At 46.6% G+C, this 23590-nt stretch carries 21 protein-coding genes, 1 other RNA gene and 1 pseudogene (1 of these 23 cut by a window edge); 18 read left to right on the forward strand and 5 right to left on the reverse strand.

The window, feature by feature from the left end; all coding sequences use genetic code 11:
• Nucleotides 1-214, forward strand: a transfer-messenger RNA (tmRNA) gene (ssrA, locus tag B3W37_RS02400) (it extends 234 nt beyond the left edge of the window).
• Between the two features lie 282 nt (nt 215-496).
• On the opposite strand, the gene B3W37_RS02405 is transcribed toward ssrA, so the two are convergent.
• The 5 genes from B3W37_RS02405 to B3W37_RS02425 form a co-directional block, all read right to left on the reverse strand.
• Nucleotides 497-1321 (reverse strand): HNH endonuclease, encoded by an 825-nt coding sequence (locus tag B3W37_RS02405; RefSeq protein WP_483174656.1) that lies wholly within the window; start codon nt 1319-1321, stop codon nt 497-499.
• 160 nt (nt 1322-1481) lie between these two features.
• Nucleotides 1482-4211, reverse strand: a complete 2730-nt coding sequence (locus tag B3W37_RS02410) for a DEAD/DEAH box helicase (protein WP_483174657.1) — start codon at nt 4209-4211, stop codon at nt 1482-1484.
• Nucleotides 4198-5865 (reverse strand): site-specific DNA-methyltransferase, encoded by a 1668-nt coding sequence (locus B3W37_RS02415; RefSeq protein WP_483174658.1) that lies wholly within the window; start codon nt 5863-5865, stop codon nt 4198-4200. Before B3W37_RS02415 ends, B3W37_RS02410 begins: the two co-directional genes overlap by 14 nt.
• Before the next feature lie 19 nt (nt 5866-5884).
• Nucleotides 5885-8728, reverse strand: a complete 2844-nt coding sequence (locus B3W37_RS02420; RefSeq protein ID WP_483174659.1) for an SNF2-related protein — start codon at nt 8726-8728, stop codon at nt 5885-5887.
• A gap of 18 nt (nt 8729-8746) precedes the next feature.
• The gene (locus B3W37_RS02425; RefSeq protein WP_483174661.1) at nt 8747-8959 is read right to left on the reverse strand and encodes a helix-turn-helix domain-containing protein; all 213 of its coding nucleotides are present in this window, start codon (nt 8957-8959) and stop codon (nt 8747-8749) included.
• A gap of 153 nt (nt 8960-9112) precedes the next feature.
• Between B3W37_RS02425 and B3W37_RS02430 the strand changes: the two genes are divergently transcribed.
• The 17 genes and pseudogenes from B3W37_RS02430 to B3W37_RS02510 all read left to right on the forward strand — a co-directional run.
• Nucleotides 9113-9652, forward strand: coding sequence for an ATP-binding protein (locus B3W37_RS02430; protein WP_483174662.1), 540 nt, complete (start codon nt 9113-9115; stop codon nt 9650-9652).
• Nucleotides 9642-10733, forward strand: a complete 1092-nt coding sequence (locus B3W37_RS02435; protein WP_483174663.1) for a hypothetical protein — start codon at nt 9642-9644, stop codon at nt 10731-10733. The genes B3W37_RS02430 and B3W37_RS02435 overlap by 11 nt, the downstream gene beginning before the upstream one ends.
• Nucleotides 10708-11088 carry an ASCH domain-containing protein gene (locus B3W37_RS02440; RefSeq protein ID WP_483174664.1) on the forward strand — a complete coding sequence of 127 codons (381 nt, stop codon included), beginning with the start codon at nt 10708-10710 and terminating at the stop codon, nt 11086-11088. The genes B3W37_RS02435 and B3W37_RS02440 overlap by 26 nt, the downstream gene beginning before the upstream one ends.
• A gap of 140 nt (nt 11089-11228) precedes the next feature.
• Entirely contained in the window at nt 11229-11615 is a 387-nt protein-coding gene (locus B3W37_RS02445) for a helix-turn-helix domain-containing protein (protein ID WP_483174665.1), read from the forward strand.
• Between the two features lie 5 nt (nt 11616-11620).
• Entirely contained in the window at nt 11621-12334 is a 714-nt protein-coding gene (locus B3W37_RS02450; RefSeq protein ID WP_483174666.1) for an ImmA/IrrE family metallo-endopeptidase, read from the forward strand.
• A gap of 318 nt (nt 12335-12652) precedes the next feature.
• Entirely contained in the window at nt 12653-12799 is a 147-nt protein-coding gene (locus tag B3W37_RS02455) for a hypothetical protein (RefSeq protein WP_483174667.1), read from the forward strand.
• Nucleotides 12800-12965: 166 nt separating this feature from the next.
• Nucleotides 12966-13352: an RNA polymerase sigma factor gene (locus B3W37_RS02460; protein WP_483174668.1), complete on the forward strand. Its 387-nt coding sequence runs from the start codon at nt 12966-12968 to the stop codon at nt 13350-13352.
• A 257-nt stretch (nt 13353-13609) separates the two neighbouring features.
• On the forward strand, nt 13610-13942 hold the full coding sequence (locus tag B3W37_RS02465; RefSeq protein WP_483174669.1) for an rRNA biogenesis protein rrp5: 333 nt from the start codon (nt 13610-13612) through the stop codon (nt 13940-13942).
• On the forward strand, nt 13939-15075 hold the full coding sequence (locus tag B3W37_RS02470; RefSeq protein ID WP_483174670.1) for a DUF2800 domain-containing protein: 1137 nt from the start codon (nt 13939-13941) through the stop codon (nt 15073-15075). The genes B3W37_RS02465 and B3W37_RS02470 overlap by 4 nt, the downstream gene beginning before the upstream one ends.
• A gap of 2 nt (nt 15076-15077) precedes the next feature.
• Complete coding sequence (locus B3W37_RS02475; protein WP_483174672.1) at nt 15078-15659, forward strand: DUF2815 family protein; 582 nt, start codon at nt 15078-15080, stop codon at nt 15657-15659.
• 58 nt (nt 15660-15717) lie between these two features.
• A complete protein-coding gene (locus B3W37_RS02480; RefSeq protein WP_483174677.1) occupies nt 15718-17652 on the forward strand; it encodes a DNA polymerase in 1935 nt (644 codons plus the stop codon).
• Between the two features lie 91 nt (nt 17653-17743).
• The gene (locus B3W37_RS02485) at nt 17744-18526 is read left to right on the forward strand and encodes a phage antirepressor (protein ID WP_483174673.1); all 783 of its coding nucleotides are present in this window, start codon (nt 17744-17746) and stop codon (nt 18524-18526) included.
• The gene (locus tag B3W37_RS02490) at nt 18513-18917 is read left to right on the forward strand and encodes a DUF7768 domain-containing protein (protein WP_483174678.1); all 405 of its coding nucleotides are present in this window, start codon (nt 18513-18515) and stop codon (nt 18915-18917) included. Before B3W37_RS02485 ends, B3W37_RS02490 begins: the two co-directional genes overlap by 14 nt.
• Complete coding sequence (locus B3W37_RS02495) at nt 18898-21261, forward strand: virulence-associated E family protein (protein ID WP_483174674.1); 2364 nt, start codon at nt 18898-18900, stop codon at nt 21259-21261. Before B3W37_RS02490 ends, B3W37_RS02495 begins: the two co-directional genes overlap by 20 nt.
• Nucleotides 21262-21456: 195 nt before the next feature.
• Nucleotides 21457-21747, forward strand: coding sequence for a PDDEXK family nuclease (locus tag B3W37_RS02500; RefSeq protein ID WP_483174675.1), 291 nt, complete (start codon nt 21457-21459; stop codon nt 21745-21747).
• The gene (locus B3W37_RS02505; RefSeq protein WP_483174676.1) at nt 21747-22244 is read left to right on the forward strand and encodes an HNH endonuclease signature motif containing protein; all 498 of its coding nucleotides are present in this window, start codon (nt 21747-21749) and stop codon (nt 22242-22244) included. Before B3W37_RS02500 ends, B3W37_RS02505 begins: the two co-directional genes overlap by 1 nt.
• Nucleotides 22241-23590 (forward strand): annotated as a pseudogene (locus tag B3W37_RS02510) (SNF2-related protein); the annotation flags it as partial. The gene B3W37_RS02505 and the pseudogene B3W37_RS02510, both read left to right, overlap by 4 nt.

Genomic DNA, 23590 nt, shown 5'->3' on the forward strand with positions numbered 1-23590 from the left:
AGATTTCCTAACGGTCTGGTGCAGGGCGTCACTTAGTTAGGGTACCCTGAAGCCTTCTTCCTCGAGGGGCTTTAAGGGGAAACTAATCGGGGATAGCGCAAAGGAAGCCTGTCTGCGGGCGTCCCGCGGGCGAAGCACAAACCGCAGACTGCGCTCGGAGAGACTCTTCTGGTCTTTCTTTCGGACGGGGGTTCGACTCCCCCCGCCTCCACCAGATTATCTACCATCTATTGATAAAAAGTATTTTATCGGTGGGTGGTTTTAGTATTAAAGTTAAATCTCGAATTTAGGCCATTCCTTCGTTTTGCAGGAGTGGCATTTTTCATTTTGTAGTAGGTTGTTTTGGAGATGATAAGAAATAACCGCTGCATTTTTCCGCGGTGTTGGAATGGGTAATCGTTAAAAGATAGCGGGGTGTGCATTTGAGAGGATAATCGTTGAAAGATAAAGGTAATAGTTAAAAGATTGTGTGAAGACGTTCTCACTTAATAGAGTTTCATAAGTAATGATAGTTGTGCTCTCTTAAATTCACATACAACGGACTTTTTCCATCGTTTTCTCTCAGCCATTCATAGTATCCACTTATTTCTGGTCCCCCTATATTAATTGCTAATTCTATACCCCATATAGCTAATACGAGATAGTACTCGGTTCGTTTCGTCAGTAGGATATCAAACTCATTCATAATTTGATATAATCGACCAGTCTCACTATCAAATTCAGGAATATTCTTATCGTATATCTGACGTATGCTACATGGCCAGTTTGCAATCTTCCCATAGCGCGCATGATTCCGGAGGTCGTCAAGCTGAATTTCATCCACGAGGTATTCAAGGCCTTCTGGATGTTTAGAAAGCCTTAACGCTAATACTTCCAGCGCGATTTTACCTAAAAATCTAGATAGAATTAGTCCACCTGGTAGAATTGAAGCATCAAACTTTGGAATTATAACTCTTCCTTGATTACTTGGTAATACACCATCCTTAATCTCAAATACTAGCGGATACTGAGCTAACATCGAGCCGGGAAGTTCAGGTGGCCGTGACAGAGAGATCGGTGATAATCCTTGCTGGTCCATTAACAGCCCGTTTACTGTAGGAATACGGTCCTTTTTACTGAGAACACCTTCTTCAAAACGTAACCCCTTAATACTAATGTCTTCCAAAAAAGGCTTTTCAACTTCTCGAGACATATAATTGTTACATTTATCACAGACGATTCCCGGAATTAAGATGTGCGATTTATTACCCAAGGATTCAGGAATTATGTGTTCTTTACTTTTAGAATTAGTGGAATCACATTTACAAAAAATACAGCGCATCTTACTCCTTTCGCAAAATCAGTATATTATGATTCTAATTCCAATTTAAGCTGTTCTACCTGGACCTTATTTTTCACAAGGTACGAAAAACTCGAGTGTATTCGGACTTCATCATGTGAAATTAGTGCATATTCCCACGGCTTTACCTCGTATAGACACGTTATTCCACCTCCAGCTTTAATTGTTCTGGTTTCACCCGATTTTTCATCAGGTACATAAAACTGGATTGCAAGCGAACTTCATCATGTGATAGGAGCGAATACTCCCAAGGCTTTCCACCATTGTCAGCATTCCATTCACTGACTGCTCTACAATACTCCTGTGCAGCGATAGCTTTTTCTTTTACATTATCGCTATTTATTTCACTGGAGGCTTTCGTTTCCACCATGTATATCGCATCGCTGGTTTCGACGATAAAATCCGGCTCATACTTGTTTGCACCGCCCGGTCCATAATAGATATTAAACTGCTTCGGACTTGGACGTAGCCATTTCAATACTGCATTATCGTTTTCAAGGACGATTGCAAAGATTCGCTCCGTATTACTGTCGAACTTATATAGCGTATGACAAGCTTTTTTGAAACCTTTAAATACCTTTGTCTTAACCTCGGATGCCGGCATAACCGCACGCAGGTCATAAAGGTCATCCGACCTGAACTTGCCACCGAAGCTGGTTTCTATTCTGCTAAAAGGACGCATTCCGGAAGCACGATAGCTTATTTCCTCTTTGTAGAAATGCTGATTCATCTGTGCATAAATGATTTCGGCAAGGCTACGCTGACGGTCACGCATAACTTTTTCAGTTTCCTCTGGACTCAAGTACGACAAAAAGTGCTTCTTGGCATCTCCAACAAGAGAATATATGAGTCCCGAGCAAGTGCTATAATCCACATTATCATGGACGATGATATGACGCACAACCTCATTCTCGACAGTATCTGATTTTGGGAATAGTGCAAGATTCGTCTTATATTCGAATGTTTCTCCACCTTCCTGTAATTCCGTACCGATAAGAGTGTCATCGGATGGATGCCAGCTTAAGTTTCTGATATCAAGGGGGAAGTCATAAAAACCATGCTTCACTTCTGTAAACGGCTGCACAACCCCCTGCGGAATTGGGATGACTTTATCGGTAAGAGCCTGTACGCAAGTTTCAATGGCAGACTCGACAACCGCATTTAAATCTTCCGGCTTGAGTTCAAAAGTCGGAAACTGGCGTATTGTTTCACCGACAATGCTGGCACGAACCGTTTTCATGATTTCCTCGTCCTTTGTCGCATCAAAAGTCTTGACCTGCTTGCCGAGTTCAATCACGGTTTTGGAGGCAAGTTGTGCGACAAATTGCGCCACCTGGACAGTCTGCTCCGGTGTTTTATTTTCAATATAATTTGCACTTGCGGTTTCTCGGAGGGTGAAAGCAAGCTGCTCTGTGAAACTCTCAGCACGTGTTAATTCGTCATAGCTTGTAGGTAATTCTACAGTTTCCCTCTGATCATCGTAATCCGATTCTGTTGGATCGATATAGAACACGCGGCGAACAAGAGAATCTGGGTTGTTCGCAAGATTTACGATAGCTTCATAACGGTCATGGCTGACAATAGACAAGCGGTCTACTTCATCTACGCCTGTTCGCTGCCCATATGGCAAGCGGAGACCACGTCCGATAGTTTGCTCCGTGAGCGTCTCGGAAGCAGAAGCTCGCAAAGGGATAATGGTATAGAGATTAGTAACATCCCATCCTTCTTTAAGCATGTTTACATGTATTACAATTTCTATGCGGTTGTCCGGATTTTTAAGCGATAATAAGAGTTCGATATTTTCGTCCTTTTCTGCACCACGCTGGGTAGAGTTTATTTCTAATACTTTATCCTTATAATATCCACGGAAAAATTCAGGCGAAGTTAAATACTCCCTTATCTGGCGGGAATGCTCCGTGTCTTTGGCAACGACAAGAACAAATGGTTTGACAAGGGGTTTTCCTGTACTTCTGGAATACACGTCAAGACGGCTTTTCGTTTCCTCATGGAGACGGATACCGTCATTGAGTTTCTCACGGTCAAGCTGTTCTGCTGTATATTCTTCTGGCCGGAAGTCTTTTCTGGTGAAAACTGCCGGTACTTTAACATATAGTCCATCGTTTAATGCATGAGCAAGGGAGTATTCATAAACTACATTTTTAAAGTCTACTTTGCGAGCTCCCTGCTGTATTTGTGGCGTGGCAGTTAACTCCACTCCTAAAATAGGGCAAAGCTCATTGATAGTATCAAATCCACGGTCTGCGTGGTAATGATGACTTTCATCCATAAATATGCACAAATCTGGTAAGGCTTGGAGATACGCAAAGTACGACTGCCCTAAAACCTCATTCAAACGCCGCATCCTACCCGATTCAGAATTCAGCTTGGATATATTAAATACATTTATGATGATCCCCGTATCAAACAGCGTCTGTTGCCTGAATTCCTCATAGTTATCGCCGTCGATAATGCGCGGTGGGTTTACAAACCTATCCAGTCCTCGAAATACATATTTCGGGTTGGATTGGTCCCCAAGGTCGGCCTTTAGCTTCTTATAAATGGTTAGATTGGGTGCCATTACAAAAAAATTCTTAATCCCTTTTTCATAATGCAGATAGGCGATAAATGCACCCATCAACCGAGTTTTACCAATACCAGTGGCAAGGGCAAAGCAGATTGACGGAAAATCGCGCTCAAAAGAAGTTAGTGTAGGAAAAAGCTCTCTGATTTTTTTCAGTTCGCTGTCTAAATCAGGTTCCTTTGACATGAATAACATGTCACATATCTGCTGGAACCGTTCTAAGCTCTCTTTCTGCGGCGGGCGCAGGGCGAGACGGTTGTTTATGTATTTCGCATTACTATTCAACATCATCCCATTCCTCCTCATCCAGTTCCGGCGGATTTACAATATTCAGGTCGTAGTTGTCCGCACCGAATTCGCATTTTGAGAGCACGGATTGTGGAATTTTACGTACGTCAATATTTTCGTAGCGTTTGCCAAGACCAACGTCAAACGCTGGGGCACAAATCAACAACTTTTCAAATTCCGGTAGATCACGGGCAATCTCGTCCAGTTCCTTGGCTGTAAGATATTGTGTTGTAACAAAAATATAGCTGTTGTCTTGCGCCTTACCTTGCTTCCAAAAGCACTCAGTATTGGGTGAATAAGAGAAGCCATTAAGTTTCGCAACCGCTGCAACTAACATTTCAGCATTATACTTATCAGAGAATACAGGGTTACCGTGAAGGTCTTTGACAATCAGTGTAGGTGCAAGTTCATAGAACTTAAACCCCCCGCCGCCTTTCCATTCAACAGCTTTGGAGATGCCACTTTGTTCTCCGTCAACTACTTTTTGAAGTCTTGGCAGACAATGGGTATAGCAGTGATCGCCAAGTTCAATTCCTATGTAACGTCGTCCCATCTTGTGAGCAGCAGCGGCCGTTGTACCAGAGCCGAGAAAAGAATCAAGAACGAGGTCGCCGGGATTAGAAAAATGTCTGAGTATCAACTCAAGGAGAACCTCCGGTTTTTTCCCACTTCTAAATTCAACACCACCTTCTAATCGGCAATTTCCAAATGAACCAGCCAAATCGTAGAAGTTGCTAATTGCCACCTTTTTTGTAATTTCATCAGCTTCCAACTTGTCATTTGGCACGCCTTGATAATACTTTCCTTTGGTGGCATTTTGGCGTCGAGGCCCTGTAAAATATCTATAATCAAATCTATCATCGCCAATGCCCCACACTTTATAGAGAACGCCGAGCCCATCTGTTTCCGCACGACCAGTCAAATAATCTCGGAAGAATCTACCCGAAGAGTTGCCATCAAGGATTGTTCCTGAGGCCCAAATCTCTTTTAATCCATATTCCGAACCTTCTCTTTCTTCAATTGTATAGTGACCACGTTGGAATATATCAACACGCTTACCGCCAAGTGTAATGGTTTCGCTCTTTCCATCGTCCTCAATGTAGTATCGGAATTTATCAAAGCCAACTACCTCATAATCAAAATTAGGCACAGCCCCATATTCCTTGCGATAAATGTGAACCTGTTCTATTTCTTTGTGATAGTTCATATCTTGCTTTAGCGTTTTTTCAGGGTATCGAACCCGAATATAAAGCGTTGTCTGATAGTTGTTTCTACCGAACACCTCATCAAGTAGCACTTTCAAATAATGGCCTTCAGAGTCATCAATATGGCAACAAAAAAAACCATCAGGACTTAGAAGATTACGTAATATTTCAAGGCGTGAGCGCATTAAACCAAGCCAAATTGAATGCTCCAAATTGTCATCATAATGTTCAAATGCGGCTCCCGTATTATACGGTGGATCTATATATATGCACTTCACCCGTCCGGCAAACTCCTGCTCCAGCGCCTTAAGCGCAAGCAGATTATCGCCGTGAATAAGCATGTTTTTAGCGGAAGGGTCGCCATAGTCTTTGGAACCATCGTGTAATAGTATTCGCGGTTCCACGGAAAGATCTTGTTCTTTGCCAATCCATGTGAGTTCCAGTTTTTGCATAGTGTATTCCTCCATATCCTTAAACAATCTCAAACGAGATGGTCATTATATGTTCGGCTTGGCTTGTCCCAGCCAGTTTTGATCGGATTTCATCTTGAAGACGCTCATTGGCTGCATCGATTTCATCTTCACGCTCATAAAGCTCGCGACGTTTCTTTTTCCGCAGTTCCTCTAATCGGTTGATCTCATCCTTCGTTTCCAGCATTTCTGCGAGCGGCCGGTCAGTGCTGCTTTTGAAAATACGTTTTTTCTCTGTAATCTGTTTATTCAATTCTTTCAATTCTCGTTGCAGGCCTTCCTTCAGGTCTTCGCTATAAGCGTCAAGCTTTTCGCATTCCTGCAGGAAATATTTTTTATTTGTCTCCTCAATTTCCGCTTGCTTTGCTTCAGTATTGGCTCGCCGAAGCTCGTTTAATCCAGCTGGATCTTCAAATACGTCGGATTTAATCGTCGCGGGTAACTCCATAATTCGATTGATCAGATCGTCATCGAGGTGCGTTCCGTCGTCGGTGACTATTGAAATAATGAGGTGCTCCTCCATTTCAAAGCCGCTGTAAATCAACTTATCAACTGAGATTGTGCCTTGAAGATTCGGATGGCTTTCCAAAAAGCTGATTCTATGATCTGATGAATTTGTATGGTCAAAACGAAGATTCGCCGCCGTTAAAGGCTCAGCCATTGCCTGCTCCAACCACCCTTGAAATAAGGGATCGTCCTTTCGCAAGAAAATATCACCCTGGCGCTCTGCGTCTTTCCATTGGAGATTGTATGTTGTGTGATCCCCATTGCCTAAATATTCAAAGCGCCACTGGTCGAGTGGTTGCACTCGGGAGGCACCTTGCATAATGAAAAAATTACATAGCCAACGGCTATATTTATCTAATCCAGCAAGAGTTTTTTCGTTGCAGTCCTTGAGAAGCGCTGCTACGTCTTCATCAAAGTTCTCAAGTATAGACTGCCGGGCGGCGGTCATTTTTTCATTAATTCGTTCTGATAGTTCCTCTTGTAGCAGGTCAAACTCCTCTTGAATCTGTTCTTGGTCTTTACAGTTCTGATAAATCGCCGCAATACGCTTTTCAAAGTCGACACCGGATTCGATGGAGCCGAGCACTTCATCCGAGGAACCAAATAGACCACTAAAAAGCCGGAATTTCTGATCAAGCAATTCGTATACGCGTACATCAGCAGCGTTCTTGCGATTAAGGAAGTTGATAACGACGACGTCGTTTTTTTGCCCGTATCGATGACAACGGCCAATTCTCTGCTCAATTCGCTGCGGATTCCACGGTAGGTCATAATTAACGATTAGACTGCAAAACTGAAGATTAATACCCTCGGCTGCAGCCTCTGTACCAATTAGGATGCTTGCGCGTTCTCTAAATTCCTCTACAACCGCCGATTTCATGTCGGCTTGTCGGGAGCCGGAAATACAGTCGTCACTCTTGTGATGTGCCTTCCACTTGTCATAAATTCGCTTTGAAATGGAATCATTATTTGACCCGTTTAAAAAAACGATTTCGTTCTCATAACCATTGTCAGTGAGCAGGTTCAGCAAATACTCCTGTGTCCGCCGTGATTCAGTGAATATTACTGCTTTGCGCTGCCCCCCTCGTTTTTCCGTTTCATCAAATCCCTGTTGGAGTGCCGTAAGGAGGTTTTCTCCTTTGGAATTACTAATAATACTCTTTGCTAATTCCTCATATTTTCGGAGTTCCTGGAGCTCTAACATGACGGCGGCTCGGTCTTGTTCCAGTTCGGCGGTCAGCGGGTCTTCCGAATCATCCTGCTCTTCCAGCAATTCGTCGAAGGTGTCAAAGTCTGTTCCTATTTCTAGCTGCATGTCCAAACCCTGCAGGAGTGCTTCAAGTCGGTTGATTAGAGAGTTTAAAGTGCCGGAAATGGCAAAAGACGAAGAGGCAAGCAATTTCCGCAGAACTAAGGTTATTAGATTCCGCTGGCCCTGTGGAAGGGCATATAGTCTATCCGACTGCAAATAGGACGAAACGAAGTTATACAGGGTTTCCTCTTCTATCGTTGGAGTGTATTCTTGAAGAATAGCGATGCGGCTTGTGTAATTTACATATTCGGTAACCTGCTTTCGCAGGGTACGTTTACAAATTTGTTTGAGCCTAGATTTTAACGCATGATTTCTGACTTCCTCATTTGTTATTGATACGTACATATCTCTGAAGATACGGGCATCACCAAAAACATGCTCATCAATGATGCTTATCAAGCCAAACAGTTCCATAAGGTTATTTTGAAGCGGGGTTGCTGTCAGCAATAACTTGCGTCTGCCAGATAGAGCACGTCTGAGTCTTTTCCCCGTTACATTATTTGACTTATATACATTGCGTAATCGATGCGCTTCGTCGATTATGACCAAATCCCAGGGGATTACAGCAACGTCGGTCTCCTTCTGAGAAGCAAAATTGAACGAACAAATCACTATTTCATCTTTGATATCAAACGGGTTTAATACACCTTCTTTTTTCACCTTATTGTAGTTTGTGGATTCAAGTATTCTTGATTTTATGAAGAATTTTTCATCAAGTTCCGTGCGCCATTGTGTTCTGAGAGCAGCGGGAACGATTAGCAGAATATGACGCTTGCGTTCTGACCAGCATTGGGCGAGAACAAGTCCAGCCTCAATTGTTTTGCCGAGACCGACTTCATCGGCTAATAATGCACCACTGGAAAGAGGCGATTTTAGTGCGAACAAAGCAGCGTCAACTTGATGAGGATTCAAGTCGACTTTAACACCGGACATAGCGGAAGCCAGCCCGTCAATACTTGACTGAGGGCGCTTAAGCAGTATTTGTTCGGCAAAGTATCGGGTCTGATATGGTGTATACGTTTCCATGAAGTTTTCATCCTACCTTTATCTTTTCGTGTCATCGCTCATTTCCATGATGTCGGCGATATCACAGTTCAAGGCTATGCATATCTTAGCAAGAATCTCCGTGTTGACGTTTTCGTTTTTGCCCAGCTTGGTTACAGAGGCTGAACTTATCCCCGCCAACCTTTGCAGATCTTTCTTCTTCAAATCTTTATCAATCAGAAGTTTCCACAGTTTTTTATAACTTATAGCCAACTTGCTCACCTGCCTAGCAGATTGAATATGGTCAAATCATAACAGACAAAAGCTGATAAAACAAGAATGACAAATGCGAACACAGGATTTATTTCAGACTTCTCTTGAATTATAATATATACAGTAGTATGCTCCATATATTGGGGGGATTGTATGATTTTGATTAGCGGCATACATGGAGCGGGGAAATCGTATTTTTGTGAATCGGTCAAAACCGCTTTTGGTTTTGATACATATTCTGCGAGTGCGTTAATCGCCGAACGTAAGAAGGCCGGATTCGCCCGTGATAAATTAATACCGGACATTGATGAAAATCAGCAATATCTGGTGGCTGCTGTACAAGACTTAAATGCGGTGAACTCACTGTATTTGCTCGACGGGCATTTTTGTCTACTTGATAAGCAGGAGAAAGTGACTCGTATACCGAAAGATACATTTATATCCATTAACCCGGATGCAATCATTTTACTGACAGAGAAGCCCGAAATAATCGCAAGTAGACGAATGCAGCGGGATGGCATTAATCATCATGTGGAAAGTATAAGCCGTTTTCAAGATGAAGAAATCGCCTATGCAGAAGAAGTATCCGAATTGCTGGGCATCGCACTTTGGATATCTAAAGGGTCAGCTGAACTAGCAGATACCCTTGGATTTGTGCAGTCAACTATGAGGAGGGTGGGACGTGTCCGGTAAATTCCAGCTGAAAAAGTTTTCAGAAGTTGACGTTAATGATAGTTTCTTTGATTCACTTAAAGAAGATTATCCAGCTGACAAAAACAATATTGGTTTTGAAAAGTGGTACGCTAAGAAGGCTGCTGCCGGAGCGACTGCACTCGTTTTCAATGATGATGACGGCTTGGGGGCTTTCGTTTGCCTAAAAGACGAAAAAGAACCTTTAGAATTGGTCGAAGCGACCTTGCCGGCTGTACCGCGTAAGAAAATAAGTACACTGCGGCTTGCAGAGCGGTATCGCGGACAACGTCTTGGAGAGGGCGCAATCGGTTTAGCGTTATGGAATTGGCAGAAGTCAAAAACTCAGGATATTTATCTGACCGTCTTTAAGAAGCATTCGTTGTTAATAGCCCAGTTAGAACGCTTTGGCTTCAGGATGGTTGGGCATAATAAAAACGGTGAATGTGTATATCTCAAGAGCCGGTTAGACGTCGACTACACCGATCCATATAAATCGTTTCCTTTTATTAATCCGGCATTTCAAAATGCCGGTTACTTGATTGTAGATGACGTCTATCATGACACTTTATTTCCTTACTCTGAATTAAGGAATACCCTTCAAGAACAAGTAGGCCTTGCCGTTGCCAATGGATTAACGAAAATTTACATTGGCTCTCCGACAAGCAGGTTACCTTATCGTATAGGTGAACCAATTCTAGTTTATAGAAAATATACTGGACCTGGGACAAAAGGATATAAGTCTTGTATTACGTCGTATTGCATAGTTACAGATGTAATCGTCGCAAAAGAAAATAACAGTTATAATATATTAATAGAGGATCTACTGCACCGAATTAACAACAAATCAGTATTTGATGAGAATGAAATCACAGTAAAATACAATAATGAGCGCAATTTAGTTGTCGTTGAAATGTTGTATTACGGTTTCTTCGGAGCCGGAAACAATGTTAACTGGGTGTGGCTTAAGAATAATGGCCTTTGGCCTGACTCATATCCGACAACCGCTCGCCTTACAGCGGGGCAACTAGACGTTATACTGAGGGAGGGCGACATAGATGTGTCAAATGTTATTATCGATTAATCCTGAACACATCGAAAACATTCTAAGCGGCAAGAAGCTGTTTGAGTTTAGAAAGGTTCGCTGTAGAGCCGGAGTGGATAAAATCATTATATATGCGACTGCTCCTGAAAAAATGGTGGTGGCGGAAGCTGAGATTGAAGAAATAATCGAAGCTGATCCTCAAACAGTCTGGGAACGGACCCGAGAGCTTTCCGGCATATCTTATGAGTTTTATGAAGAATATTATAAAGGGAGAGAAAAAGCAGTAGCATACAAGCTTCGTAAGGTTCAGAAATATCCCAGCCCCAAACCATTATCAGAATTCGGTTTACGGTATGCGCCGCAATCTTTCGTGTACTTAAGCGCAACGATATAACGGTAAAAAATGGTCACGTCGGCAATCCGACGTGATTTTATTTTTGATTGTTGACAATCGGATCTTTCCATGATACGCTAATAAGCGAAGTAGCTTGGTAGCAAAAAAGCTTATAGGGAAAGTATAAAGGAGTGAGGATCTTGGCAGGTGAATTTGGGAAGTTCATAGATGAAAAACGAAGAGGTAGAGCCACTGGCGGCGGGGATATTATGTTGAAGGATATCGCTACTGCGATGGGTACGACGGCGACATATCTGTCTGATATCATTAAAGGAAGGCGCAATCCACCTGAGATGAAGCTGCTGGAAAAAATCGCTACTGTTCTCAAACTATCTCCACAGGAGAAAGAGGATATGTTCGACCTTGCTGGCCGCGAACGCGACGAAACGGCACCTGACCTCCCAGGCTATATTATGGACAAGGATATACCTCATGTACGGGTTGCCCTTCGTAGAGCTAACGACAAAAACCTTGGAGATGATTTTTGGAAAAAGGTCGTGGAGGACATTGACAAGAAGGAGCGATAATTCAGGTGAGTGCTAAGGTGAAGAATAATCTCGTACCTGTTATCAGTAAGTCAGAATTTGATGACGAGGCAACTGCTTTCCTGAACCGATTTTGCCCGGAAGCTTTAGCAGAGCCGATGGCGGTCCCGATTGCAGATATCGCAAAGAATAAAATGGGACTTACCATTCGTGAAGAAAGACTTACAGAAGATTTCAGTATTTTCGGACAGATGTGTTTTACCAGTGGGCTTGCTGAAATATACGACCGGGACAAAGAAGAATATCGTGAGATACATGTTAAGCGAGGGACAATGATAATTGATCCGGATACTTTTTTACAGAGAAACCTGGGTTGCATGAATAATACTATTGCTCATGAGTCTGTTCATTGGTTTAAGCACCGTAATTATCATATCCTGCAAAGCGTACTTGATGGAAGACAATCTGTAGCTTTCCGCTGCCCAACCAACCATGTAAGCGAAGAGCTGGTAAACACATGGAAGGATGAAGACTGGATGGAATGGCAAGCAAACGGTATCGCTCCGCGCATTTTGATGCCAAAGCAGACAGTCGGATTAGTTTTTGGCCGCCTAGTGATAGAAAGCGAAGGAAATCCTTTTATTGCAGCAGGCTTAATGCCACCAACACGATGGGTCATTGAGCAATTAGCCGACTTCTATAAAGTATCCAAACAATCTGCCGAAATCAGATTAAGAGAATTAGGGCATCTTCCCTTGTAGCTATAATGCCCCTATATCGTGGTACTGCGCGATGTTTAATAGACACTACTTAATACAAAAGCGAACATTTTTTTTAATTAATAACTTCGCAAAAAAGCGTTATAGCTAATTAGCTGTGGGGAAGGGGAGATTCAATGGAGAAGATGAAATGTCCCAAATGTGGGCGGCGGGCTTTTGATATTTCAAAACTTCCAAACGAGAGGGTTGAAATTAAGCTTAAATGTCCACAATGTGGCAAGTTTGTCTCAGTCCTATGTACAAGGGAATCCATAATGAGGACCTCTTGATAAACATTGCTATGGAAAGGAGGTGAACCGAATGGCAAAAGCCAACAACAAGCAAACGTCAAAGGCAGTAGCGCAGAAAGCTTCTTCCCTGTTGAGGGATGGCAGAACCAGCGCTAAGACGAAGTCAGTGGCAGGCAGCGCGTTGTCTCAGACCAAACCGTCGCCTAAGAAAAAGTAAAGACTTAAACATACTTCATACCGAGCAACGGAGCCGAGCGCGAGTTACCAAATGGCCGGATGATTTACGAAACGCAAATTCGTAATCATCCGGTCATTTGTGTTTTGTAAGCGCCCGGCTTTTTCTATATTTCCGCTTGGCTCCTGAACATGAAAGGAGCCAAACAATGAAAATCAACTTCAAAGATGCAAATGGCAAATTTATCGAAATGGACGTATCGGACGAAGTCGGTACTTTCTACCTAAGTTCCGTAGAAGAAGAAAAATGTAATGAACGGCGAGAAACCCGCCGCCATACTTCCCTTGAGAGTTTCACCTATGAGGACAAGCGGTTCTTTGACGATGGAACAGACTTGCTTGCCGACCTTATAGCTGCAGAAACTGTGAGCCGTGCCATATCGCATCTTACAGAGCGGCAGCAGTACCTAATCCGAAAGTGTTTTCTGGAAGGCTGGTCGTACACCGATCTCGCGTCCATTGAGGGTAAGGACGAATCCGCTATTCGCCATGCCGTAACCCGAGCCAAAAACAAACTTAAAAAATATCTGTCATAGACCGTCCGATTTACTCTCCGCAGGTGGCATAAGACAGAAGGCACAAGAAATCAGCCTTCGGAAAGGCAAGGTGATCCGAATGAAGCACATGCTTAAGATTAGTGTTTCAAAGGAACCGCAGGGCGGAGGAATTGTCGGTTGCCGCCATGTCACCGTTCGTGAGAGACTGCTGCGTCTCCTGCTGGGTGACAAGCGAAGGCTGACCGTCATTGTCCCCGGCGACAGTGTGAGGACGCTGTCAATCGTCGAGGAGGGAGGTGAGTACCTTGAGTAAAACCAAGTTGCTGCTGGATGTAGCAGCTAATCTGAGCAATCTGGCAGACAGTATTTGGGCAGTAGCGGAAACGATGGCGGGTAAAGAACCTGCCGAAGAGCTCCAACCTGAAAAGCCAGCAACAGCAAAGGAAGTAAAGCCTGCGGCTAAAACAGTTACCCTGGAGCAAGTCAGAGCGGCGCTGGCCGACAAGAGTCAGCAAGGATTTACTGCTGATGTGCGGGCTTTGCTGGAGAAGTACGGTGCGCCGAAACTCAGCCAAATTGACCCGGTGAACTATGCGGCGCTACTGGCGGATGCGGAGGGGCTGAAATGAACGGAGGCAAACAACACGCTCTGTTGTCAGCATCCGGTGCGCATCGCTGGATGAATTGTACTCCTTCCGCGCGACTGGAGCGGGAGTTCGAGGACAATAGTGGTGAATCCGCTGCCGAGGGCACTGCAGCACATGCCCTTGCAGAACACAAGCTGCGCCGGGCGTTGAAGATGCGCTCCAAGAAGCCTGTCTCCAAATACGATTCTGACGAGATGGATGTTTACACGGAAAGCTATATGGAGTTCATCCAGGAACTCGTTGCCCAGGCAAAGCAGGAATGCAGTGACCCAGTCGTGCTGATCGAGCAGCACCTTGATTTCTCCAAGTATGTACCAAGCGGCTTCGGAACCGGGGACTGTGTGATTATCGCAGATGGCCTGCTTCACATAATTGACTTCAAGTACGGACAGGGCGTTCTGGTAGAAGCTGAGGAAAACCCCCAAATGAAGCTGTACGCTTTGGGTGCGCTGGAACTCTTCGACGGCATATACGATATCAGCACGGTATCCATGACCATTTATCAGCCCCGTCGTGAAAACGTTAGCACTTCCATTGTATTCAAGGAATCGCTGTACCAGTGGGCAGAGCAAGTCCTCAAACCAACGGCAGATCTAGCCTTCGATGGCAATGGCCATTACCGCTGCGGCGATTGGTGCCAGTTCTGCCGTGCGGCGGTTAAGTGCCGTGCCCGGGCAGAGGAAAAGCTGAACCTTGCCCGATTCGAATTTGCCGTGCCTCCGGTGCTTACAGACGGGGACATCGAGGAAATCCTAGCCCTGCTGGATGATCTCACTTCATGGGCGAACGATATCAAGGCTTACGCTTTGGAGGCGGCGGTAAGCCACGGCAAGGAGTGGCTCGGTTTCAAGTTAGTAGAGGGACGCTCCAACCGAAGATATGCGGATGAGGACGCGATCGCGGAGGTGGCAAAGGCTGCCGGATACCGCGACATCTACCGCCAGAGTCTAATTACCCTCACCGAGATGGAACGGCTCATGGGTAAAGTCAAATTTCAGGAAATCCTTGGCGGTCTTATCGAAAAACCGCCTGGAAAGCCGACGCTGGTCCCGCTTTCGGACAAGCGCCAGGCAATCAATACATCAGCAAAGCATGATTTTAAGGAGGAAATTTAACCATGTCAAATACAGCAAACAGAGTAAACACTAAGTTAAAAACCAACCCAACTAAGGTGGTAACAGGCATTGTGCGTTTGTCCTACGCCAACGTGTGGGAACCAAAGTCTATCAATGGTGGTACGGAGAAGTTTAGCGTTAGTATGATTATCCCAAAGAGTGACACAAAGACCATCAATGCCATCAATGCGGCCGTGGATGCCGCCATTGAGGAAGGGCGGGGTAAGTTCGGCGGCAAGATTCCAAACAGAGCTGCTCTGAAACTTCCGCTCCGTGATGGTGATGTCGACCGCCCGGATGATGAAGCTTATAAGAATAGTTATTTCGTAAACGCCAATAGCAACTCAGCACCGGAGATAGTGGACAAAGCTCTCAACCCCATCATGAGCCGGTCGGAGGTCTACTCCGGCGTGTACGCAAGGGTTAGTGTGAATTTCTATGCTTTCAACTCCAACGGCAATCGGGGTATCGCCTGCGGTCTGGGTAATATCCAAAAAGTCCGCGATGGTGAACCACTGGGCGGCAAGACCAGCGCTGCCGATGACTTCTCATCGGAATATGATAGCGATGACTTTCTGGAATAACGGATGTACGGACGAGGGTGGCGGGATTTCTGCCGCTCTTTTTCGTTATGGAGGACAAATGAGAAACCTGTCTATTGACATTGAGACCTTTTCTTCGGCCGATCTTTCCAAATGCGGGGTGTATAGGTATGCTGAATCACCGGATTTTGAGATTCTTCTGTTCAGCTACTCTACTGATGGCGGCGATGTACGGGTCATTGATTTGACAAACGGCGAAGCATTACCGGAAGAAATAAAGGAAGCCCTAACAGATGAAGCGGTCATTAAATGGGCGTTCAACGCACAGTTTGAGCGGGTCTGTTTGTCCCGGTATCTGGGCAAGTGGCTAGAGCCAGAATCATGGCGATGCACGATGGTATGGGCGGCGTACATGGGACTTCCGCTTTCACTGGAGGGTGCGGGCACGGTGCTTGGGCTGGAAAAGCAGAAGCTGAAGGAAGGCAAAGACCTCATCCGTTTCTTCTCAGTCCCCTGCAAGCCTACCAAGGCAAATGGCGGCCGTACACGCAACTTTCCAGCTGATGCGCCGGATAAGTGGGATCAGTTCAAAGCCTATAACGTCCGTGACGTGGAAACCGAAATGGCGATCCAGGCGCGGCTTCAGAAATTCCCCGTGCCGGAGGACGAGTGGCAGAACTATATTCTCGACCAGCATATCAACGATCGGGGTATCCAGCTGGACATGGCTTTGGTCAAAGAATCAATCCGCTGTGACGAGCGATCGAGGGATGAACTTACCCGTTTAATGAAGGAAATAACCGCACTAGACAACCCCAACTCGGTCGCGCAGATGAAGGCGTGGCTAGCTGATAATGGTATGGAGACCGACACGCTTGGTAAGACGGCTGTCAAGGAACTCCTGAAAACCGCCCCAGAGCCTCTCGGGCAGGTACTGGAACTGCGGCAGTCACTCGCCAAGTCCAGCGTAAAGAAATACACGGCGATGAACAACGCCGTCTGTAAGGACGGCAGAGCCAGAGGGCTTTTGCAGTTTTATGGTGCAAACCGAACTGGGCGCTGGGCGGGAAGACTGATTCAGGTGCAAAACCTGCCCCAAAACCATCTGCCTGATTTAGCACAGGCGCGAGGCCTAGTTAAAAGCGGCGATTTTAAAATGCTGGAAGCCCTCTACGATTCCGTTCCCGGCGTCCTATCTGAACTCATCCGCACAGCCTTCGTACCCAGGCCGGGCTTCATGTTTATCGTGGCTGACTTCTCTGCGATAGAAGCCCGCGTTATTGCATGGCTTGCTGGCGAGACCTGGCGCAATGAGGTGTTTGCCACCCATGGCAAGATTTATGAAGCGTCGGCAAGCCAAATGTTCCATGTCCCCATTGAGGAGATCACAAAGGGCAGCCCTCTCCGGCAGAAGGGTAAGATTGCGGAACTTGCCCTCGGGTATGGCGGTTCGGTCGGTGCGTTGAAAGCGATGGGCGCTCTTGATATGGGTGTTTTCGAGGAGGAACTCCAGCCGCTGGTTAATGCTTGGAGAAACGCCAATCCAAAAATCGTACGGCTGTGGTGGGAAGTGGATAAGGCAGCAATGACGGCAGTTCGAGAGCGAACCACCACACAGACCCACGGCATCTGTTTTGAATATAAAAGCGGGATGCTGTTTATAACCCTTCCGTCCAGCAGACAACTTGCCTACGTGAAACCGAAAATTGGCCAGAACCGCTTCGGAAGCGAATCGGTCACCTATGAAGGTGTAGGCGCGACGAAAAAATGGGAACGCATAGAAAGTTACGGGCCCAAGTTTGTGGAGAATATAGTGCAGGCAATTTCCCGTGATATCCTCTGCTATGCCATGCGAAGGCTTGATGCGGCAGGGCTTTCTATGGTGATGAGCGTTCACGACGAGGTAGTCATTGAAGCGGATCAAGGCGTATCGTTGGAAGCCGTCTGTCGCTGCATGGGTGAAACCCCGCCCTGGGCAGAGGGGCTAATGCTTCGTGCCGATGGGTATGTGTGCCCATTTTATAAAAAAGATTAGAAATATTTTATAAGACCGTCCGAATCATCTTCCTGCGGTGGCATATACCGAAGGCCATAAACAAACTGAGCCTTCGGAAAGGACAAACCATATGAATGAACTGCAGGTATTCTCCTACGAAGGGAAAGAGGTCAGGACTATCCAGAGAAACGGTGAGACTTGGTGGGTGCTGAAGGACGTGTGCGGAGTGCTGGAAATCGGCAACAGCCGCATGGTCGCAGATCGTCTAGACTTAGACGAAAAGGGTGTAAGTATTATTGACACCCTTGGTGGTAAACAGGAACTGACAGTTATCAGTGAGAGCGGGCTTTACAATGTTATCCTGCTTTCCCGTAAGCCTGAAGCTAAGAAGTTTAAGCGCTGGGTTACCCACGAGGTACTCCCGCAAATCCGCAGGCATGGTGCTTACATCACGACCTCCAAACTGGAGGAAATCATGAATGACCCCGATGCCTGGATTAAGCTTTTAACCGCCCTTAAAGAAGAACGCCAGGAAAAAGAAAGGCTCAAGCTGCAGTCCGCCCAGGACAAGCCTAAGGTGGTTTTCGCGGACGCTGTTTCGGTTTCGGAAGGAACCATTCTGATCGGGGAACTGGCCAAAATCCTCAAAGGCAATGGTATCGACATCGGCCAGAACCGCCTGTTTGAAAGGCTCCGTCAGGATGGCTTCCTCATTAAGCGCAAAGGTACCGATTACAATGCACCGACCCAGAAAGCAATGGAACTTGGTCTGTTTAGAGTAAAAGAGACCGCCATTACCCATTCGGACGGTCATGTCACTATATCCAAAACTACCAAGGTAACAGGCAAAGGACAGCAGTATTTTATCAACTACTTTTTGGGCGGAGGGATGATAAGTGATGGACAAGCGTAACAGTGAAGGTTGTCCCGACCCTACCACTGCTGAATACAAGCAGTACTGCTCCCTGGTTTACATTTGCTCTCCCTTTGCCGGGGATACCGAATATAACATTAGTCGAGCTCGGCGTTTCTGCCGGTTTGCGGTAAGCGAGGGGTGTATCCCCCTTGCGCCGCATCTCCATTATCCACAGTTTATGGATGACCTTGATAAGGAAAGCCGTGAACTGGGCCTGAATTTTGCTCAGTTTCTCCTTACTAAATGTGATGCAGTATGGGTATTCGGCAACCGGATTTCCGATGGAATGGCTCGTGAAATCGCCAAAGCGAAGAAACTAGCGATTCCTATTCGATTCTTTAGCGAAAAATGCGAGGGGGTTATGCGGCATGAAAATCGCGGTCGGTAACAGCCGCATGGATAAGAGGTGGAAAAATAAAGACATTTCATGGGAGAAATTCAAAAACACTGTCCGTACAACTAAGCGCACGACAGAGACAGTATCCGAGTTCCGCAAGATGAGTAAAGCACAGCAGGATGGGGTAAAAGACATCGGAGGCTTCGTAGGCGGTGCCCTGCGGGAAGGTAAACGCAGGAACGGCTATGTTGTATGCCGCTCCATGCTTACGCTGGATATGGATTATGCCACCCCCGACATCTGGGAGCAGATAGAAGCGCTATATGACTGGTCCTGCTGCGTCTATTCCACCCACAAAAGCATACCTGAAGCACCCCGACTACGATTAGTCGTTCCGCTGGCCCGGGAGGTCAGCGAGGATGAATATCCCGCATTGGGGCGTATGGTTGCTAAAGAAATAGGAATCGACCTGTTCGATGATACGACCTACGAACCCTCGCGGCTTATGTACTGGCCATCAACACCTTCTGACGGGGAGTTTGTTTTCCGCGAAAAGGACGGCGAGCTGCTTGACCCTGACGTGTACCTCGCCAAATATGCTGACTGGCGGGACACCTCTATGTGGCCGACGTCGAAACGGCAATCAGAAGTGCTTCAGCGTAAACTGACACAGCAACAGGATCCGCTTGCTAAAAACGGGGTGGTTGGGGCATTTTGTAAGGCTTACTCCATCGAGGATGCAATCGATGCCTTCCTATATGACATTTACGAGCCATCAGCAATGGCTGGCCGCTACGATTATATTCCGGCCGATAGTTCAGCGGGGGTGGTGATCTACGACGGCAAGTTCGCCTACAGTCACCATGCTACCGACCCGGTCTGCGGGAAACTGCTTAATTCCTTCGACCTTGTGCGGCTCCATAAATTCGGTGAACTTGATGAAAAGGCTTCCTTTAAAGCCATGTCCGATTTCGCTGTTAAAGACGAGAAAGTCAAGATGCAGCTTGCCGAGGAACGCCAAGCGCAGGCAGAAACCGAGTTTGCCGATGAGGCCAACTGGCAGAGCCAGCTGGAACTGGAGAAATCGGGTGCGGTGAAAGACACGCTGACCAATATCTCAATCATCCTGCGTTTTGACCCAAATCTGCAACCCATAGTATTCAACCAGTTCAAAAATATGATCGACGTTATCGGAGAACTCCCCTGGCCGCAGGTAAAGCCAGGCTGGAGCGACACCGACGTTGCCTGTGCAAAGCTTTATTTTGAGCGCACCTACGGTATTTGGTCACCAACCAAGTTCAAAGACGCGCTGCTGGGGGTGGTTTCGGTGGAGCGGTTATACCATCCCGTTAAGAAGTACCTTGCTGGGCTTACATGGGACGGCACCGAGCGGTTGGACACCCTGCTCATCGATTATCTCGGTGCGGAGGATACTTCGTATGTCCGAGCAGTAACTAGGAAAACGCTAGTGGCAGCAGTCGCCCGCATTTACCAGCCGGGCGTCAAATTTGACTCCATCCTTGTGTTAAACGGTGCGCAAGGGATCGGTAAATCTACACTCTTTGCCCGCTTAGGAGGTAAGTGGTACTCAGATTCGCTATCCATCTCGGACATGAAGGATAAGACCGCAGCGGAGAAGCTGCAGGGCTACTGGATCTTGGAACTCGGCGAACTGGCCGGGATTAAGAAAATGGATGTGGAGACGGTAAAATCCTTCATCACCCGCATAGACGATAAATACCGCCAGTCTTACGGTATAACCGTGGAAAGCCACCCGCGTTCCTGTATCATTGTGGGTTCCACTAACAGTGACGGCGGTTTCCTGCGCGATATTACCGGCAACCGCCGCTTCTGGCCGGTGCGGGTGACGGGCCACGGCAGATACCAGGCGTGGGAACTAAATGAAGTTGACCAGATCTGGGCTGAAGCCATAGAACGTTACAGCACCGGGGAGGAACTATTTCTTAAAGGCGCTCTGGCCGAGGAAGCCGTCACCCAGCAGCGCGATGCCATGGAGGGAGATGACCGTGAAGGTCTGGTTGCAGAATACTTAGATACTTTGTTGCCGGAAGGCTGGGATAAGATGGACCTTTACCAACGACGCAATTTTATGTCTGGCAGTGAGTTTGGCGGTGAAACTCGTGTGGGGACGATCCACCGGGATCAGGTCTGCGTAATGGAAATCTGGTGTGAGTGTTTCGGTAAAAGCCGTGAAACCATCAAGAAGGGTGACTCTTACGAAATCGAGGGGATCCTGAACAAAATTGGAGGCTGGGTAAAATTCACCGGCAACAAGACCGGCAAGAAGTATGTGCCGCTCTATGGCCCTCAACGGGTATTTGTTCGCTCCAGAAGTGAGGTGAAGGCACATGCCGATGTTGCCTATAACGAATAAGGCACAGAAGATTGGCAAAGTCGCAAGCCCCTCATCTACTGGGCTATTTGCCTTGCTTGTTCCCATTGTGCCGATAACTCATCTATTCAATGTTGTAGTTATAAGTAATAAAGGGATAATGGGCATGCATAAGCGCGTATGCGCGCGTAAGAGTTTAAATCGCTTGGGCACATTTATCGGCACAAGGAGGTTCTTATGCGCGAGAAACTGATTGAACAGAAACTGATCCGGGCGGTCAAAGCTGCCGGTGGGATCGCCGTAAAGTTCGTATCGCCCGGTTACGATGGAATGCCCGACCGCCTTGTTCTTTTACCTGGTGGGAAAATAGCTTTTGTCGAGGTCAAGGTGCATGGAATGAAACCCCGGCCTTTGCAGATCAGAAGGCATGTGTTGCTCGGGCAGCTGGGTTTTTTAGTGTATGTATTGGACGATGAAAAGCAGATTCAAGCAGTGTTGTCGGAGATTATGGGAGGAGGTGGTGACTGATGCGATTGAAAACAAGAGTATCTATTTCCTGCGATTGGTGCGGCGAGCCTTTTGAAAAATGGCCTTCAAAGATTACACCCAAGAACTTTTGTTGCCGGGATTGCTTAGCCGCTTTCAGCAATAAATCCAAGAACCCAGATAATTACGGAAGCTTGAAAGACTACACAAAAATGGGTGAGCATTTTTCAAGACTGAATCGAAAGCTGAATCCATCCAGGATGACAGCTGAAACACGGGCAAAGTTGGGAGAATATCGCCTTGGTTCAGGAGAAGGTGTCACCTATACCAAATTATACGGCGTACACGAACATCGTGTTGTAGCAGAGAGATTACTTGGCAGGCCATTGGTGGAATGTGAGGTTGTGCATCACATCGATGGGGACAAGAGAAATAATAGGCCTGACAATATTCAGATTTTCCCTTCGCAGTCAGAACACGCAGAATACCACGCGCGACTGACCGCATTTTTTAATATGCAAGGAGGTGATGCCCGATGAAGTTCATACCTCATGAGTATCAGCAATACGCCGTTGATTATCTTCTAGAGAAGCCTTTGGCTGCGATATTTCTGGATATGGGCTTAGGTTGAAGGCAAAACCGTGATTACACTGACCGCTATCTTGGACCTGGTATTAGACAGTTTCCTTATCCGCAAAGTTCTGGTTATCGCGCCTCTCCGAACGGCGAGGGATACATGGCCTGCCGAAATAGAGAAGTGGGATCACTTGCATGGAATAAAATACACGGTTGTCATCGGCAGCGAACGGGAACGTAAAGTGGCCCTGATGCAGAAGTCGCAAATCTACCTCATCAACCGGGAGAACGTTGAATGGCTCGTTCAAAAGAGCGGGCTTCCTTTTGACTACGATATGGTGGTGGTCGATGAGTTGTCATCTTTCAAATCCCACCAGGCTAAACGGTTTAAGAGTCTCCTGAAAGTGAGACCCAATGTGAAGCGAATTGTGGGACTTACGGGAACACCCTCCAGCAATGGGCTGATGGATTTGTGGGCTGAGTTCAGGCTTTTGGATATGGGCCAGCGGTTGGGCAGGTTTATCGGGAATTACCGGTCCACATTTTTTGCCCCCGACAAGCGAAATGCCCAGGTGGTGTTCTCCTATAAGCCGAAGCCCGGTGCCGAGGATGCCATCTACCGTCTGATTTCTGATATCACAATCTCTATGAAAAGCAGCGACTACCTTAAACTGCCGGAACTAGTGATGAATGAAGTCCCGGTCCGGATGTCAGCGTCCGAGGAACAGCACTACGAGACCATGAAAGAAAAGATGGTATTATCCTTAAAGGGCAAAGAGATCGATGCTGCCAATGCGGCCGCTCTTTCCGGGAAACTACTGCAAATGGCAAACGGCGCGGTTTATGACGAGAACCACGGAGTAGCCCACCTGCATGACCGTAAACTGGACGCGCTGGAGGACCTGATTGAAGCCGCCAACGGCAAGCCTGTACTGATCGCCTATTGGTTCAAGCACGACCTGGAGCGGATAATCGAGCGGTTTCCCGCCAAGCGGCTGGACTCAACTGAGAGCATTTGCCGGTGGAATGACGGCGAGATCCCAATTGCCGTTATCCACCCGGCATCAGCTGGCCACGGTTTAAACTTACAAGTTGGTGGTTCCACCCTTGTGTGGTTCTCCCTGACCTGGAGTTTGGAACTCTACCAGCAGACCAACGCCCGGCTGTGGCGGCAGGGTCAAAAGGATACGGTGGTTATCCACCACATCATCACCAATGGCACCATTGATGAAGATGTGATGCGCGCCCTGGAAAGAAAGGACAAGACCCAGACCGCCCTGATTGATGCGGTAAAAGCAAACCTGAAGGA

The sequence above is a fragment of the Syntrophomonas sp. UBA5494 genome, assembly GCF_002426325.1.

Bases quoted from the DNA above. Each gene is read 5' to 3' on its own strand.
- B3W37_RS02405 (WP_483174656.1), bottom strand. From the start codon at position 1,321: ATGCGCTGTATTTTTTGTAAATGTGATTCCACTAATTCTAAAAGTAAA.
- B3W37_RS02410 (WP_483174657.1), bottom strand. From the start codon at position 4,211: ATGATGTTGAATAGTAATGCGAAATACATAAACAACCGTCTCGCCCTG.
- B3W37_RS02415 (WP_483174658.1), bottom strand. From the start codon at position 5,865: ATGCAAAAACTGGAACTCACATGGATTGGCAAAGAACAAGATCTTTCC.
- B3W37_RS02420 (WP_483174659.1), bottom strand. From the start codon at position 8,728: ATGGAAACGTATACACCATATCAGACCCGATACTTTGCCGAACAAATA.
- B3W37_RS02430 (WP_483174662.1), top strand. From the start codon at position 9,113: ATGATTTTGATTAGCGGCATACATGGAGCGGGGAAATCGTATTTTTGT.
- B3W37_RS02440 (WP_483174664.1), top strand. From the start codon at position 10,708: ATGTGTCAAATGTTATTATCGATTAATCCTGAACACATCGAAAACATT.
- B3W37_RS02455 (WP_483174667.1), top strand. From the start codon at position 12,653: ATGGCAAAAGCCAACAACAAGCAAACGTCAAAGGCAGTAGCGCAGAAA.
- B3W37_RS02460 (WP_483174668.1), top strand. From the start codon at position 12,966: ATGAAAATCAACTTCAAAGATGCAAATGGCAAATTTATCGAAATGGAC.
- B3W37_RS02470 (WP_483174670.1), top strand. From the start codon at position 13,939: ATGAACGGAGGCAAACAACACGCTCTGTTGTCAGCATCCGGTGCGCAT.
- B3W37_RS02475 (WP_483174672.1), top strand. From the start codon at position 15,078: ATGTCAAATACAGCAAACAGAGTAAACACTAAGTTAAAAACCAACCCA.
- B3W37_RS02480 (WP_483174677.1), top strand. From the start codon at position 15,718: ATGAGAAACCTGTCTATTGACATTGAGACCTTTTCTTCGGCCGATCTT.
- B3W37_RS02485 (WP_483174673.1), top strand. From the start codon at position 17,744: ATGAATGAACTGCAGGTATTCTCCTACGAAGGGAAAGAGGTCAGGACT.
- B3W37_RS02490 (WP_483174678.1), top strand. From the start codon at position 18,513: ATGGACAAGCGTAACAGTGAAGGTTGTCCCGACCCTACCACTGCTGAA.
- B3W37_RS02495 (WP_483174674.1), top strand. From the start codon at position 18,898: ATGAAAATCGCGGTCGGTAACAGCCGCATGGATAAGAGGTGGAAAAAT.
- B3W37_RS02500 (WP_483174675.1), top strand. From the start codon at position 21,457: ATGCGCGAGAAACTGATTGAACAGAAACTGATCCGGGCGGTCAAAGCT.
- B3W37_RS02505 (WP_483174676.1), top strand. From the start codon at position 21,747: ATGCGATTGAAAACAAGAGTATCTATTTCCTGCGATTGGTGCGGCGAG.